At 69.8% G+C, this 15,503-nt stretch carries 14 protein-coding genes; 3 read left to right on the top strand and 11 right to left on the bottom strand.

Going from position 1 to position 15,503, the window contains the following annotated elements:
* Positions 1–146: 146 nt before the first annotated feature.
* From pstB to pstS, 4 genes are all read right to left on the bottom strand, one after another.
* Entirely contained in the window at positions 147–923 is a 777-nt protein-coding gene (gene pstB, locus IEY79_RS29040; protein ID WP_189110597.1) for a phosphate ABC transporter ATP-binding protein PstB, read from the bottom strand.
* Positions 924–977: 54 nt separating this feature from the next.
* Positions 978–2,054, bottom strand: coding sequence for a phosphate ABC transporter permease PstA (pstA, locus tag IEY79_RS29035; RefSeq protein WP_189110596.1), 1,077 nt, complete (start codon positions 2,052–2,054; stop codon positions 978–980).
* Positions 2,051–3,049, bottom strand: coding sequence for a phosphate ABC transporter permease subunit PstC (pstC, locus tag IEY79_RS29030; RefSeq protein WP_189110595.1), 999 nt, complete (start codon positions 3,047–3,049; stop codon positions 2,051–2,053). Before pstC ends, pstA begins: the two co-directional genes overlap by 4 nt.
* A gap of 100 nt (positions 3,050–3,149) precedes the next feature.
* Positions 3,150–4,283, bottom strand: coding sequence for a phosphate ABC transporter substrate-binding protein PstS (gene pstS, locus IEY79_RS29025; protein ID WP_189110594.1), 1,134 nt, complete (start codon positions 4,281–4,283; stop codon positions 3,150–3,152).
* A 510-nt stretch (positions 4,284–4,793) separates the two neighbouring features.
* Between pstS and IEY79_RS29020 the strand changes: the two genes are divergently transcribed.
* Positions 4,794–5,240, top strand: a complete 447-nt coding sequence (locus IEY79_RS29020; protein ID WP_189110593.1) for a hypothetical protein — start codon at positions 4,794–4,796, stop codon at positions 5,238–5,240.
* Positions 5,241–5,274: 34 nt separating this feature from the next.
* On the top strand, positions 5,275–5,844 hold the full coding sequence (locus tag IEY79_RS29015; RefSeq protein ID WP_189110592.1) for a hypothetical protein: 570 nt from the start codon (positions 5,275–5,277) through the stop codon (positions 5,842–5,844).
* An 11-nt stretch (positions 5,845–5,855) separates the two neighbouring features.
* Here IEY79_RS29015 and IEY79_RS29010 read toward each other — a convergent pair whose 3' ends face one another.
* From IEY79_RS29010 to mshD, 7 genes are all read right to left on the bottom strand, one after another.
* Entirely contained in the window at positions 5,856–6,362 is a 507-nt protein-coding gene (locus tag IEY79_RS29010; RefSeq protein ID WP_189110591.1) for an NUDIX hydrolase, read from the bottom strand.
* Positions 6,359–7,480: a CHAD domain-containing protein gene (locus IEY79_RS29005; protein ID WP_189110590.1), complete on the bottom strand. Its 1,122-nt coding sequence runs from the start codon at positions 7,478–7,480 to the stop codon at positions 6,359–6,361. Before IEY79_RS29005 ends, IEY79_RS29010 begins: the two co-directional genes overlap by 4 nt.
* The gene (locus IEY79_RS29000) at positions 7,467–9,692 is read right to left on the bottom strand and encodes an RNA degradosome polyphosphate kinase (protein ID WP_189110589.1); all 2,226 of its coding nucleotides are present in this window, start codon (positions 9,690–9,692) and stop codon (positions 7,467–7,469) included. Before IEY79_RS29000 ends, IEY79_RS29005 begins: the two co-directional genes overlap by 14 nt.
* Before the next feature lie 303 nt (positions 9,693–9,995).
* Positions 9,996–11,024, bottom strand: a complete 1,029-nt coding sequence (locus IEY79_RS28995; RefSeq protein WP_229701206.1) for an ABC-2 membrane transporter-related protein — start codon at positions 11,022–11,024, stop codon at positions 9,996–9,998.
* A complete protein-coding gene (locus tag IEY79_RS28990; protein WP_189110588.1) occupies positions 11,021–11,920 on the bottom strand; it encodes an ABC transporter ATP-binding protein in 900 nt (299 codons plus the stop codon). The genes IEY79_RS28995 and IEY79_RS28990 overlap by 4 nt, the downstream gene beginning before the upstream one ends.
* Entirely contained in the window at positions 11,917–12,348 is a 432-nt protein-coding gene (locus IEY79_RS28985; RefSeq protein WP_189110587.1) for a GntR family transcriptional regulator, read from the bottom strand. Before IEY79_RS28985 ends, IEY79_RS28990 begins: the two co-directional genes overlap by 4 nt.
* Positions 12,349–12,447: 99 nt before the next feature.
* The gene (gene mshD / locus IEY79_RS28980) at positions 12,448–13,368 is read right to left on the bottom strand and encodes a mycothiol synthase (protein ID WP_189110586.1); all 921 of its coding nucleotides are present in this window, start codon (positions 13,366–13,368) and stop codon (positions 12,448–12,450) included.
* Positions 13,369–13,667: 299 nt separating this feature from the next.
* Between mshD and IEY79_RS28975 the strand changes: the two genes are divergently transcribed.
* Entirely contained in the window at positions 13,668–15,488 is a 1,821-nt protein-coding gene (locus IEY79_RS28975) for a bifunctional metallophosphatase/5'-nucleotidase (RefSeq protein WP_189110585.1), read from the top strand.
* The last annotated feature ends 15 nt before the right edge of the window (positions 15,489–15,503 follow it).

Below are 15,503 nucleotides of genomic sequence, written 5' to 3'. Positions count from 1 at the left end.
GAGGGGCCGGAGCCGTGACCCCGTAAAACGTGAGCCGTGGTCGTAGACAAACGTGAGTGGGCCCGCCCCCTGGGAGAGGGGGCGGGCCCTTCGCCTTGCGGTGGCACCGCCATGCAGCACCGCAGGACGGCTTTTCCTGCCGGTGCCTATCCGAAGCGGCCGGAGATGTAGTCCTCCGTGGCCTGTACGGACGGGTTGGCGAAGATGCGTTCCGTCTCGTCGATCTCGATGAGCTTGCCGGGCTGACCCACCGCCGACAGGTTGAAGAAGGCCGTACGGTCCGAGACCCGCGCCGCCTGCTGCATGTTGTGCGTCACGATGACGATCGTGAAGCGCTCCTTGAGCTCACCGATCAGGTCCTCGATCGCGAGCGTCGAGATCGGGTCGAGCGCCGAGCACGGCTCGTCCATCAGCAGCACGTCCGGCTCGACCGCGATCGCGCGGGCGATGCACAGGCGCTGCTGCTGACCGCCGGAGAGACCGGAGCCGGGCTTGTTGAGGCGGTCCTTGACCTCGTTCCAGAGGTTGGCGCCCTTGAGGGACTTCTCGACGACGTGCGCGAGCTCGTTCTTGCGGTACTTGCCGTTGAGCCGCAGGCCGGCCGCGACGTTGTCGAAGATCGACATGGTCGGGAACGGGTTGGGCCGCTGGAAGACCATGCCGACCGTGCGGCGCACGGCGACCGGGTCGACGTTGGCGCCGTACAGGTTCTCGTCGTCCAGGAGCACCTTGCCCTCGACGCGGCCACCGGGCGTGACCTCGTGCATGCGGTTGAGGGTGCGGAGGAACGTGGACTTGCCGCAGCCGGACGGGCCGATGAAGGCCGTCACGGAGCGGGGCTCGACGGTCATGGAGATGTCGTCGATCGCCCGGTGGTTGCCGTAGAACGCGGTCAGGCCGCTGACGTCGATTCGCTTGGCCATCTGAATCACTGCTTTCTGCGTGACCCCGCTTCGGCGGAGCCGGATTTCGGGGCCTCAGCGGCCGGTCTTGGGGGCCTTCCAGCGGGCGATGCCGCGGGCCACCAGGTTGAGGAGCATGACGAACGCGATCAGTACGAGGGCCGCGCCCCAGGCGCGGTCGACCGCGGCGTCGGTGCCGACCGAGTACTGCTCGAACACGTACAGCGGCAGGGACGACTGGGCGCCTTCGAACGGGTTCGAGTTGATGAGCTTCGTACCGAAGACGAGCAGCAGCACGGGCGCGGTCTCGCCGGTGATACGGGCCACCGCTAGCATCACGCCTGTGGTGATGCCACCGATCGCCGTGGGCAGGACCACCTTGAGGATGGTGCGCCACTGGGGCACGCCCAGGGCCAAGGATGCCTCACGGAGCTCGTTCGGGACGAGCTTCAGCATCTCCTCGGTGGAGCGCACGATCACCGGCATCATCAGGATGGCGAGCGCCAGGGCGCCGGCGAATCCGGAGAAGCCGAAGTCGAGCATGACGATCCACGTCGAGAGGATGAACAGGCCGGCGACGATCGACGGGATGCCCGTCATCACGTCCACGAAGAAGGTGACGGCGCGGGAGAGCCTTCCGCGGCCGTACTCGACGAGGTAGACGGCGGTCAGCAGACCGATCGGCGTGGCGATCAGCGTGGCGATGGCGACCTGCTCGATGGTGCCGAGCAGCGCGTGGTAGATGCCACCGCCCTCGTCCGTGTCGAGGAGTCCGCTCATCGAGTGCGACAGGAAGTACCCGTCGACGACTCCGGCGCCCTTGCTGACGGTGGTCCAGGCGAGTGAGAGCAGCGGGACGACGGCCACGAGGAAGCAGACCCAGACGAGGCTGGTCGCCACCTGGTTCTTGGCCTGCCGGGGGCCCTCCACCTTGGCGGTGATCAGATAGGTGCCCGCGATGAAGATCAGCGCGGCCAGCAGGCCCCACTGGATCTTGCTGTCCAGCCCGGCCACCAGACCGATCAGGCAGCCCAGCACCGCGGAGCCGGCGGCGATGGCCAGGGGGGCCCAGCGGGGCATGCGCGCGTGGGAGAGCGAGCCTTGGGGGTCGTCGGCGACCGCGGGCCGCTTGTCCTGAAGCGTGTGGCTCATGCGTTGGCCCCCGAGTACTCCTTGCGGCGGGCGATGATCGCGCGGGCCGCGCCGTTGACCAGCAGTGTGATGATGAAGAGGACCAGGCCGGAGGCGATCAGCGCGTCCCGGCCGAACTCGTTCGCCTCGTTGAACTTGGCGGCGATGTTCTGCGCGAAGGTGCCGCCGCCCGCGTCGAGGATGTGGAAGTCGAGCAGGAAGCTCGGCGACAGGACGACCGCGACGGCCATCGTCTCGCCCAGCGCGCGTCCGAGCCCCAGCATCGAGGCGCTGATGATGCCGGAGCGGCCGAACGGGATCACGGACATGCGGATGACTTCCCAGCGCGTGGCACCGAGGGCCAGCGCGGCTTCCTCGTGCATCTTCGGCGACTGGAGGAAGACCTCGCGTATGACGTTGGTGATGATCGGGAGGATCATGATCGCCAGCAGGATGCCCACGGTGAACAGGTTGCGGGCGATTCCCTCGTTCGTTTTCTCGAAGATGTACGTCCAGGCGAAGTACTCGTTGAGCCATTTGTTGAGGCCGTCGAGGTACGGGACGAGGAAGACGGCGCCCCAGAGGCCGTAGATGATGCTCGGTACGGCCGCCAGCAGGTCGACCAGGTAGGCGATCGGGGAGGCGAGCCGGCGGGGCGCGAAGTGCGAGATGAAGAGCGCGATGCCGATGGCGATCGGGACCGCGATCACCATCGCGATGATCGAGCTGACGATGGTGCCGTAGACGAGGACGGCGATGCCGAAGGAGGACGGGTCTCCCTGCGGGTTCCACTCGAAGGTGGTGAGGAAGTTCGTCTCGTCCTTCGAGATCGCGAGGGCGGCGCGGTAGCTGAGGAACCCGGCGATGGCGGCCATGATGACCAGCAGGGTGATACCGGAGCCCCGGGACAGACCCAGGAAGATCCGGTCGCCGATCTGCTTCGGCCCCTTGCTCGCGCCGTGGTGCTCAAGGGTGGGGGGTGGTGGTGCGTCGTTGGGTGCGGCTTCTGTTTCCATCGGGTCTTCTCCGGTCTGCGGAGCCGGGGCGCGGCTCCTGGCGGCGGTGCACCGGAAGACGTGGCCGGTCCCTTTCACAGGGACCGGCCACGTCTTGGAGTCAGGACAGGGTGGGAACGATCTCGCGGACCTTGGCCGCGATCTCGGTCGGGAGCGGCGCGTAGCCGGCCTCGCTCAGGACCTTCTGGCCCTCTTCGCTGACGGTGTAGTTGAGGAACGCCTTGACGCTGGGCAGGGTCTCGGCCTTGTTGCCCTTGTCACAGGCGATCTCGTACGTCACCAGGATGATCGGGTAGGCACCCTCGGCCTTGGTGGCGTAGTCCAGTTCCAGGGCCAGGTCGCTGCCCGTGCCCTTGACCTTGGCCGCGGCGATCGCCTTGGAGGCGTTCTCCGTGGTGGCCTCGACCGGCGCGCCGGCGCCCGTGTCCACCTTGACGGTGGTCAGGTTGCTGGCGGTCGCGTAGGAGAGCTCGAAGTAGCCGATGGCACCTTCGGTGTCCTTGACGCTGGACGCGACGCCGGAGGAGCCGCTGGCGGCCTGGCCGCCCTTGGCCTCCCAGGACTTCGAGCTGTCGTCGTACTTCCACTCGGCCGGGGCCGCGGCCTTGAGGTACTTGTTCAGGTTCTGCGTCGTGCCCGACTCGTCCGAGCGGTGGAAGGCCTGGATCGCGGTGCTCGGGAGCTTGGCGTCCGGGTTGAGGTCGGCGATCGCCTTGTCGTCCCACTTCTTGATCTTCGAGTCGAAGATCTTGGCGAGGGTCGGGCCGTCCAGGACGAGGCTGTCGACACCGGGCACGTTGAAGCCGATGGCGACGGGGCCGCCGACCATCGGGAGGTTGATGCCCTTGCCGCCCTTGCAGACTTCCTCGGAGGCGGTGACTTCCTCGGGCTTCAGGGCGGAGTCGGAGCCCGCGAAGGCGACCTGGCCCTGAGTGAACTTGGTGATACCACCGCCGGAACCGATGGGCTGGTAGTTGATCTCGACGCCCGCACAGGCCTGCTGGAAGTTCTTGACCCAGAGGTCCATCGCGTTCTTCTGGGCACTCGATCCGGCGGCAAGGATCTGGCCCTTGGCGTCGTCACACTTGATGCTGGAGGCGGCCGCGGTCGTGTCGCCGCCGGCGGATTCCTTCGTGTTGTCGTCCGAGCCGCACGCCGAGAGAACCAGGGCGCCGGAGACGGCGAGGGCACCGAGCGCGGTGGCGCGCAGCCGGTTCTTGCGCTGAAGCTTCACTTCGGGTGTTCCTTCCAGAAGCCGCCTGTGTGCGTTTGTTCGCACTTCTACGGCGGCGTGCGTCGAGATGGTGGGTCCGGCGGTATGCCGGTCACCGTGTAAGGCCGAAATTAGGCAGATCAGGTGAAGTGGCTGACGGATGGGAGTGAACGGGAGGTGAACCGTGACAGTCAGCCTGGTGCGGCTCCGGCCCTGATAGCGGTTCGACACGGCGTAGCGCCCGAGAATGTGCGCCCCATGGCCTCGGGGGTCGTGAACCGGGCATTTCGCCTGGGTCCGGATCTCGTGCCGCGGGCCGCCGGGGTGATCGGCACGGAGGCCGCGCGGCCGGCTGCGTGGCTGGTTCGGCCGTCTTGCGGAGCGGATCCTTCGCGGGTCGCTCGCGCGGAGTGATTACATCCAGTTTCCAACTCCTTGCTATGGGTTGCCGGTTGAGGCGCGGCCAGACTCGGCGTAGCAGCGGCGTCTCGCGTCCGACGAGGCCGTCCGGCCAGGGAAAGAGGGAGTGCGATGGGAGTCAGGCACGAGGAAGCACGGCTCCGGGTGTGGATCGTGAGCTGCGTCGTCGGTCTGGCGCTCCTGACGGTGTTCGGCACATTCGTCTTCGGCGGCGCGGGGTGGATCACCGCCCCCTTCCGCGGTGCGGCGGAGGAGCGGGAGAACACCGTCGGGTCGGGCGCCTTCCGGCAGTCGAGCTACCAGGAGTTCTTCGATCTGTGCGAGGCCGCGCAGAACGCCGAGGGTTCGATCACGGCGCTCCAGGAGGAGCGGGACGCCGCGTCGGCCGCCCGCAGGAGCCAGATCGACCAGTCCGTCACCGCCTTGAAGGCGACGCGGACCGAGACGATCAACGAGTACAACTCCAAGGCCGCCCAGGAGCACCGCGCTCCCTTCCACGACAAGGACCTGCCGTACCGCCTGGACGCCCGTGCCGACAAGACGACGTGCGCCGACTGACCACCGTCCATCCGCGGAAATGGGGCAGCACAGCATGAAGACGATCACTCGTATCTCCGTGGCTTCGGCGGCGGCGCTCACCCTGGTGCTGGGTCTGACCGCCTGCGACGACGACTCCAGCCAGAGCAAGGAGACCGAGGCCAAGCAGAAGAGCTACGACCAGCTCGTGGCGAACCAGCCTGCCGGGAGGATGGCGTACTCGCCGACCCGCGAGGCCATCAACCAGTGGGTGAAGACCTGGGGCAAGAAGGGCAAGCTGAGTTACGTCTACATCCAGAACGCCAAGGGCGAGTACGGCTACTTCGTCATGAAGGGCATGCCGGTCGCGCGCTGCCAGATGCTCACCCCGACGGAGAAGGTGGACTCCTCGACCAACGGCAGGGTGGTCGTGGCGCTGCCGGGCATGGACGGCACGTACTCGTCGGGCTCGATGTGCGACGCGTACTACGGCTTCGACGCCACGACCGGCGTGTTCATGGAGTTCACGGTCGGGACGAACCAGTCGTTCTTCCTCTTCGACAGGCCCATGTCGATGCCGGAGTACGCCACCGCCAAGCAGCTGGGTCCGACCTCCGTGGAGGACGTCGCGGACGTGAAGGACTGACTGCCGCGGGCTCAGGCCTCCGGCTCGGTCCTCGGCGTACCCGGCCCGGTGCCCGGCACCGTTCGCGCGGGCAGTGTCTCCAGCAGCGCGTCCACCAGCAGGCGGTCGCGCGGCTGGGTCAGCCGGTCGCGGGCCGAGGGCGGGGGTAGCCAGAGGATGCGGTCCACCTCGTCGTTCGCCGCGAAGGCACCGTCCGTCGCCTCGGCCGCCCAGTAGATGACCTGCTTGGGGCGGCCGTTGGCGAAGTAGCTGACGGTGCCGAGCCGGGCGCCGGGGGCGCAGTGGTGGCCCGTCTCCTCCAGGACCTCGCGCAGCGCCCCGGCGAGGGCGTCCTCCGCGCGCTTCAGCTTGCCCTTCGGGTGCGACCAGTCGTCGTACTTCGGCCGGTGGACCAGGCAGATCTCCGTGCCGTCGGCGCGGTACGGGGACTTCCGCCACAGCACGCAACCCGCCGCGAGGACCGTGCCGAACCTGGGCGTCCGGAAGCCGTGGTCGGTGCCGCCGGCGCTGCCGGTCATGGGGCGGTCGCCGCCCTCCGCTGCCAGATCCGCTGGAACTCGTAGCGCGCCGCCTCGACCTCGTGGCGCTGGTCCGCGTGCAGCACGCCGAGCGCGTACGCCGTCGCGGGGGCGATCCGGGGGGTACGGGCCGCGTTCGCGGCGGCGGCGGCGGCCTCGGCCGCGTCGCGGTGCCGGTCCAGGGCGCGGCCCGCCTCGGCGAGCACCGGTTCGGGGGCGCTGCCCAGGTCGCGGACCTCCTGCGCGTACATGTGCAGTCTGAGCAGCAGCCGCACCTGGTGCCAGGGCGCGTCCTGGGCCTCGCCGTCCGACGGTGTGGAGAGGCCGTGGATCAGGGCCTCGGCGTTGTACGGGTGCGCGGCGCGGGCCAGTGGCAGCACGGACACCGCGTCGAGGAGTCTTCGTTCGGCCGCGCTCTGCGGCGCCGCGAGGATCTCGGCGGCGGGCGCCCCGGCGACCGGCGCCAGCGGGACCTCGGAGGCCAGTACGGCGACGGCGTCGGCCACCGCGTGGAAGCGGGACGAGCCCAGTGCCTGGAGGGCCGCGGAGTGCGCCCGCGTACGCGCGAGGGTCAACTGCCGCTCCAGCAGCGCCCCGGCGCGTGAGGCACCGACGGTCAGCGCGCCCGGAGCCGCCGAAGCGCCCGTGTCGCCCGTACCGCCGGCGCCACCCGTACCGCCCTCGCCGTTGCCGCGGGACCTCGGCACCGCCGCCGCTCCCGCCGGCCCCGCCCCCGAGAGGCGCCCCAGCGCCGACACCAGCCGGTGCAGCCGTGCCGTGCACGCGTACTCCTGCGCGAGGGTGCCGGACAGCCAGCCCAGTTCCGTCCGGAGCTGGTCCGCCCACACCGGGTCCAGCAGCACCCGGAACGTGTGCAGGCTGCCGCCGATCCGGCGCGCCGAGCAGCGCAGCGCGGAGGCCGCCTCCTCGGCCGCGGCCGTGTCCGAACCGCTCTCCCCGTACAGCCGCAGGCTGCGCAGGAAGTCCCCGCACCGGGTGTTCAGATACCCGGCGAGCACCTGCCCCGCGGTCGCCTCGAAGGCGTCGTTCGCGGGGGAGGGACCTGCCGGGCGGGCTGTACCGACCGAGCCGGCGGTGTCTGCTTCATGGTGCTGCACGCCGGCGCCTCCGGGCGTCAATGAGCATTTCCTGTACGTTCCGCAGCGGCTGCCCGTCGGCGTCGACGGAGTGCCGGGTCCAGTTCCCGTCGGCTCCCAGATGCCATGAGGAGGTGTCGTCCGCCATGCCGGTCTCCATGAGCCGGGTCAGGGCCGCGCGGTGCGCCGGGTCGGTGACCCGTACCAGCGCCTCGATACGACGGTCGAGGTTGCGGTGCATCATGTCGGCGCTGCCGAACCACACTTCGGGCTCGCCGCCGTTGCCGAAGGCGAAGAGCCGCGAGTGTTCGAGGAAGCGTCCGAGGATGGAGCGCACCCGGATGTTCTCCGACAGGCCGTGCACGCCGGGGCGCAGGGCGCAGATGCCCCGCACCCAGATGTCGACCGGTACGCCGGCCTGCGCCGCGCGGTAGCACGCGTCGATGACCGCTTCGTCGACCATCGAGTTGACCTTGATGCGTACGTAGGCGGGCCGGCCCGAACGGTGGTGTGCCGCTTCCTTGTTGATCCGCGTGATCAGTCCGTCGCGCAGCGACTTGGGCGCGACGAGCAGCCGGCGGTAGGTCTCGCGCCGCGAGTAGCCCGACAGCCGGTTGAAGAGGTCGGAGAGGTCGGCCCCGACGTGCGGGTCGGCCGTGAGCAGGCCGAGGTCCTCGTAGAGCCGTGCCGTCTTCGGGTGGTAGTTGCCGGTGCCGACATGGCTGTAGCGGCGCAGGGTCTCGCCCTCCTGGCGGACCACCAGCGAGAGCTTGCAGTGCGTCTTGAGCCCGACCAGCCCGTACACCACATGGCAGCCGGCCTCTTCGAGCTTGCGCGCCCACTTGATGTTCGCCTGCTCGTCGAAACGGGCCTTGATCTCGACGAGGACCAAAACCTGCTTGCCCGACTCGGCCGCGTCGATCAGGGCGTCCACTATCGGGGAGTCGCCGGAGGTCCGGTAGAGCGTCTGCTTGATCGCCAGCACGTCCGGGTCGCCGGCCGCCTGCTCCAGGAACGCCTGGACGGAGGTGGAGAACGAGTCGTACGGGTGGTGCAGCAGTACGTCGCGCTCCCGCAGCGCCGCGAAGATGTCCGGCGCCGACGCCGACTCCACCTCGGCGAGATCGCGGTGCGTGCCCGCGATGAACTTGGGGAACTTCAGCTCCGGCCGGTCGAGCGCGGCTATCCCGAACAGCCCGGTCAGATCCAGCGGCCCCGGCAGCGGATACACCTCGGCGTCGCGCACCTTCAGCTCGCGGACCAGCAGGTCCAGCACGTACGGGTCGATCGACTCCTCGACCTCCAGCCGCACCGGCGGGCCGAAGCGGCGCCGCATGAGCTCCTTCTCCAGCGCCTGGAGGAGGTTCTCCGCGTCGTCCTCCTCCACCTCCAGGTCCTCGTTGCGGGTGACCCGGAACATGTGGTGCGCCAGCACCTCCATGCCGGGGAACAGCTCCTCCAGGTGCGCCGCGATGACATCCTCCAGCGGCACGTACCGCTGCGGGGACGCCTCCAGGAAACGGGTCAGCAGCGGCGGCACCTTGACGCGGGCGAAGTGCCGGTGGCCGCTGACGGGGTTGCGGACGACGACCGCGAGGTTGAGGGAGAGACCCGAGATGTACGGGAAGGGGTGCGCGGGGTCCACGGCCAGCGGCGTCAGGACGGGGAAGATCTGCTGCCGGAACAGGGTGAACAGGCGCGCCTGCTCCTTCTCCGTGAGGTCGCCCCAGCGGATGAGGTGGATGCCCTCGTCGGCCAGCGCGGGGGAGACGTCCTGCTGGAAGCAGGCGGCGTGCCGGGCCATGATCTCCCGGGACCGGGTCCAGATCAGGTCGAGCACCTCACGGGGCTGGAGCCCTGAGGCCGAACGGGTGGCGACGCCGGTCGCTATGCGCCTCTTCAGGCCGGCGACGCGGACCATGAAGAACTCGTCCAGGTTGGACGCGAAGATGGCGAGGAAGTTCGCCCGTTCGAGTAGTGGGGTGGCCGGGTCCTCGGCCAGTTCCAGCACGCGTTCGTTGAAGGCGAGCCAGCTGCGCTCACGGTCGAGGAAGCGGTGCTGGGGCAGCTCCCCGTCCTCTCCGTCGCCGTCCTGCTCGTAGGAGTCGAGATCGCCGTCGAGGTCGGGCTCCAGATCGGACGTGGGTGCGCCGACCGCGTGGGGCCGGTGCGAGGCGATGGACCCGACGGACGGTTGCGGGTGTACCGGGATCTCGGCAGGCTGCTGGCTCATACCTCCATTGTTCCGCGCCGAGGGCACGACAGGCGCGTCGGAACCGGCGGGGGCGAGGTGGAACCTGCCGTTCGGAGTGGGGGGCACAGCGGGCTGCATTCCGAGAGGGTCGCAAGCGCGTCTGAATGGCCGGTAACGGCGACATGACGTGCAGGGAAGCGGGGCGGGGCTCCACGGGGTCGGGACACGGTCGTACGAGGTGGGAACGGGTGAACGTACGGAGTGATGTACGGGTCCCGCCCGCCCCCCGAGGCGGGCGGGACCCTGTCCCCGGCCGGTACCGGCCCCTGCGTGCGCCGGCGGTCAGCCGTGCCGCCGGCGCAGCACCGTGAACGCGGCGAGGACGCACGCCGCGGTCAGGGCGAGCACGATGCCCGTCTCGACCAGCTGGATCGGCCAGAAGTGCGAGCCGGGGTGGTGGTCCACGTACCGGCCCATGGCGCCCAGGTCGGCCAGGCACCGCGGTTCCTCCTGGAGCGCGTCGACGCAGTCCATGCCGCTGACGTGGTCGCCGTCGGTCGTGACGAGTCCGTCGTCCACCCACCACCAGGACCCGCCGATGGACGGATATCCGCCCAGGGATTCGGTGGCGGTCGCCGTCGGCCACAGACGGTCCCGTACCTGGTTCATGGCCAGGAACACCCCGCCGAGCGCCAGTACGGCGACGGACATCGCGGGGACGGTACGCGCGACCAGCAGCCCGACCAGCGCGCCGGCCGCGATCCCGAGCAGGGCGTACGCCGCGGGGGCGGTGCCGAGCGAGACGAAGGTGGTGGGCTCGTACCACGGCGTCGGCGGGTACGGGCTGCTGTCGGGGACCGACGAGGTGGCCCACGCGCGGACGGCCGTCAGTACCGGGACGAGCAGCAGCACGGCCGCCGCGGGCGGCAGCAGCTTGGAGGCGAGCCAGCGGGCCGGGCCGACCGACTGCGTCCAGGCCAGCTTGTACGTCCCCGACTCCAGCTCCCGCGCGACCATGGGACCGGCGACGAACGCGCCGATCACGGCGGGAAGGAACTGGAGGGCGTAGCTGCCGTACGTCACCACCTGGTCGAAGAAGAGCATGTCGTCGCTGAAGGCCCGAGACGTCGGGAAGCACTCCCGGCGGTCGGGTCCGGAGAGCGTGCAGCCCGTCGCGGCGAAGTCGTCCGCGACGCTCCCGGCCCAGATCCGGAGCGCGACGAGCACCAGTACTCCCGCGAGAAGCGCGCCCGCGCCGATCAGCAGGGCGACGCGGTGCTGCCGTACGGAGACCCGGAGCGGGCCGCGCAGTCCGGGTCGCGCGGCCGTGGTCTTTGGGGCGGGGGGCCTTTCTTCGAGGAGCGTGCTCATGCCGTCACCGCCGTGCGGCCGCTCTGCTCGGCGCTGGGGGTGAGGAGCACGGGCGCGTCGGGCGAGCGCAGATGGGCGAGCAACAGGTCCTCCAGGGAGGGGTGCAGGGTCCCCCAGTCGTCGTCGACCGGTCCTTCGGGGCGGATCAGCGCGGTGAGCTGGCGGCCGGTGGTCCGGGACTCGACGACCGTGTGCGGCGCGAGGTCACGGACGTGGCCGGTGACCAGCGTGTGGGCGGTCAGCAGGTCCTCGGTCTCGCCACCGAGCCGGATGTGCCCGCCGTCGACGAGCAGCAGGAAGTCGCAGGTGTCTTCCAGCTCGGTGAGGATGTGCGACGAGATCACGACGGTGGTGTCGTGGGTGGCGGCCTCGGCCATGAGCGTGCCCATCAGCTGGTGGCGGGCGAGCGGGTCGAGGTCGGCCATCGGCTCGTCGAGCAGCATCAGTTCGGGGCGTTTGCCGAGGGCGAGGGCGAGGGCCACACGGGTGCGCTGGCCGCCGGAGAGGGTACGCACGCGTACGGCGGGGTCCAGCCGGCCCTCGGCGACGATCCGCTCGGCGGTTTCGGCGTCCCAGCGGCCGGGGTTCAGCTCGTGCCCCATGCGCAGGGTCTCGCCGATCGTCAACTGCCCGTACAGGGGCTTGTCCTGGGCGACGTACGCGACGCGGTCGCGGGCGTCGCCGGGACGCTCGCCGAGGACGCGCATGCTGCCCTCGCTGACCGGCAGCAGCCCCGCGGCCTGGGCGAGGAGGGTGGACTTGCCGGCGCCGTTGGGGCCGACGAGGGCGCAGACACGGCCGGCGGGCACGCGGAACGAGCAGTCGCGCAGGGCCCAGCGGCCCTTTTTCCGGTAGCGCTTGCCGAGGCCGGTCGCCTCGATCGCCGCGGCGCTCATGAGGGGTCCCCCTGTTTCTGGTGGTCGGTGTTGTCCTGGCGGTCGAAGTGTTCGTCGACGACGGAGGTGAAGAGCGCGGTGACGTCGTCCTTCTCCAGCCCGCCCGCGCGGGCCCGTTCGCTCCACGCGGCGAGTTCGGCGCGCAACTCGGCGCGCAGGGCGCGGTGGTCGGCCGAGTCGCCGCCGAGGGTGCCGCGTACGAAGGTGCCGAGGCCGCGCCGGCCCTCCGCCAGGCCCTCGCGTTCGAGCTCGCGGTAGGCCTTGAGGACGGTGTTGGGGTTGATGGCGGTGGCCTCCACGACCTCGCGTGCCGTGGGCAGTTTGTCGCCGGGTTCGAGCAGGCCGAGCCTGAGGGCCTGTTTGGTCTGCTGGACGATCTGGAGGTATGTGGCGATACCGCTGCGCCGGTCGATGCGGAATTCGATCACCCGCAAGCACCCTTTCACTAGGGAAGTGGTGAAAGCATGAGACGAAGAAGGGGCGGTGTCAACTCCACCGCCCCTTCGGGTACTTGTTCCGGGGGGCTTCTACGACTCCGTGCGGTACATGAGGTCGACCTCGTGGGTCGCGAAGCCGAGGCGCTCGTAGACCGTCACGGCGGCCGTGTTGTCGGCGTCGACGTAGAGCATCGCGGTCGGCAGTCCCCGCCCGGCCAGGTGCCGCAGCCCGATCGCGGTGAGCGCCTTGCCGAGACCGCCGCCTTGGGCCTCCGGGCTGATGCCGACGACGTACACCTCGCCGAGCTGTTCCTCGGCGTGCACCTTGGTCCAGTGGAAGCCGACGAGCCGCCCGTCCCGCTCGGCCAGGAAGAAGCCCTTCGGGTCGAACCACGGCTCGGCCACGCGGTCGTCGAGATCGCGCTGGGTGAGTCCGCCCTGCTCGGGGTGGTGGGCGAAGGCGGCGGCGTTGACGGCGAGCCAGGCGGCGTCGTCCTGACCGGGTACGAAGGTACGGACGGTGACACCGTCGGGCAGCACCGGCTCCGTGATGTCCAGTGGCTCCAACGGCCGCCGCAACTGGCGCAGTTCACGGAACATGGACAGCCCAAGCACCTGCGCCAGATGCCGGGCGGCCGACTTGCCGCCGTGCGCCCACACCCGCAGCCGCTTCCCCGACGCGGCCAGCAACGCGGTCCCGAGCGCCCGCCCGTGCCCGCGCCCCCGGTGCGACGGATGTACGACCAGCTCGGCGGCCGGCGCCTCGACGGGATCGGTGTCCTCCAACTGGGCGTACCCCAGCAGCTCCCCGTCGACGGTCAGCAGGAAATGCCGCACCCCGACCCTCGGCCCCCCACGCAACTGCAACCGCCCCTGCTCGGACACGGCCTGCGCCCCGTCGGAACGGGCTGCCGCGTCGAGCAGTTCGAGGACGTCCCGTGCCTGCTCAGGGGTGATCTCGTCAAGGGTGTCGATCTGCCGGCCCGGGTCGGGGGCTGCCGTTTCATTCATGCGTCGAGGGTACGGCGCCCCCACGCGATCCCCCGGATTCGCGCCCGATCGCCGTCGGCCCCGGGGCGAGGGACGTTGCCGGCGATCCGGGCCGGATCGCCGGCACCGGGCATCAGTTCCGTGTTGACCTTGAGCTGGCCCGTACGTGCGCGCCGCGCACGAGACCGCCCCATGACGGCCATTGGCAACCAGGTCGTAACCAGAACACCCCTGTTGCTCTACGCGCGTGGACTTTAGGCTGCCGCTCGCAGCTCTTCTCCCTCGCACGGAACCTACAAGCGGAAGCAACAAGGGGACCGATGTCAGCGACACCACAGAAAAACCGCGCGGCCCGGCGGGTGCTGGCCGTCGTGGCCGGACTCGCCACGTTCGGCGCACTCGCCGCCGCCGCGCCCGCCGGGGCGCAGGGGTGGGGCGACGGGCACGGCCATGGGCACGGGCACCCCAAGCCCCGCACCGTGGATGTTCAGTTGCTCTCCTTCAACGATCTGCACGGGAACCTGGAGCCGCCGGCCGGGTCCTCCGGGAATGTCAACGAGATCCAGGCCGACGGCACGGTCAAGGCCGTTCCCGCCGGTGGTGCCGAATACCTGGCGAGTTCGCTGCGTACCGCGCGCAAGGGCAACCCGTACTCCATCACCGCCGCCGCCGGCGACATGGTCGGCGCGAGCCCGCTGCTGTCGGGGCTCTTCCACGACGAGCCCACCATCGAGGCGCTCAACAAGATGGACCTCGATGTCACGGCCGTGGGCAACCACGAGTTCGACGAGGGCTCCACGGAGCTGACCCGCCTTCAGAAGGGCGGCTGTCACCCGACGGACGGCTGCTACGAGAAGGGCAAGAAGTTCAAGGGCGCCGACTTCCCCTACCTGGCGGCCAACGCCACGTACGAGAAGTCCGGGAAGCCGGTCCTCAAGCCGTACACCGTCTGGAAGAAGAACGGCGTCAAGGTCGGCTTCATCGGAGTGACCCTGGAGGGCACCCCGAACATCGTCACCGCCGAAGGTGTCAAGGGCCTGAAGTTCCACGACGAGATCGAGACCGTCAACAAGTACGCCAAGGAGCTCGACCGCCAGGGCGTCAAGTCCATCGTCGCGCTGATCCACGAGGGCGGGGCCCCGGCCTCCACCTCGTACAACTACGACTGCGACAGCCCCGGCCCCGGTGACGGCATCTCGGGTCCGATCGTCGACATCGCGAAGGGCATCACGCCCAAGGTCGACGCGCTGGTCACGGGCCACACGCACCAGGCGTACGCGTGCACCGTGCCGGACCCGGCGGGCAACGACCGCATGGTGACCTCGGCGTCGTCGTTCGGCAAGGTCTACACCGACACCACGCTCACCTACGACCTGCGGACCAAGGACATCGTCCGTACGAAGGTGCAGTCGGCCAACCACGTCGTCAGCCGTGACCAGGCCAAGGCCAAGGACATGACCGACCTGATCGCCCGCTGGAACAAGACGGCGGCGCCGATCGCCGGTGCCCCGCAGGGCTTCATCTCCGCGGACATCAACGGCCGCGGCGCCGGCACCCCGGAGCAGCCCCTCGGCAACGTCATCGCCGACGCGCAGCTCGAAGGCCTGGCTCCGGCCGACAAGGGCGGCGCGCAGCTCGCGTTCATGAACCCGGGCGGTATCCGTGCCGACCTCGTGTACGCGGCGTCGGGCGGCGAGGGCGACGGTGTGGTGACGTACGGCGAGGCCTTCACCGTGCAGCCGTTCACCAACATGATGAACGTCGTCGACCTCACCGGCGCGCAGATCATCACCGCTCTTCAGCAGCAGGTCAGCGGCTCCAACGAGGCGTCCAACAAGATCCTCCAGGTCTCCAAGGGCTTCACGTACACCCTGGACATGACCAAGGCGGGCGCCGACCGGATCGTCACCGACTCGGTGAAGCTGAACGGCGAGGCGCTGGACCCGGCGAAGACGTACCGCGTCGCGATGAACGAGTTCCTCGGCGGCGGCGGCGACGGCTTCGCGGCCCTGGGCCAGGGCACGAACAAGCTGGTCGGCCCGGCCGACCTGGACCTGTTCAACGCCTACCTGGCGGCGCACTCCACGGCCGAGGCGCCGCTGGCGCCGCCGGCGACGGACCGGATCACCGTCATCAAGTAGCCAGTACCGCACGGC

The organism is Streptomyces camponoticapitis (assembly GCF_014646115.1).
GTDB classification, from domain to species: Bacteria; Actinomycetota; Actinomycetes; order Streptomycetales; family Streptomycetaceae; genus Streptomyces; species Streptomyces camponoticapitis.
The sequence above is the reverse complement of the archived record's forward strand: the minus strand, read 5'-3'. Positions and strand labels throughout refer to the sequence as shown.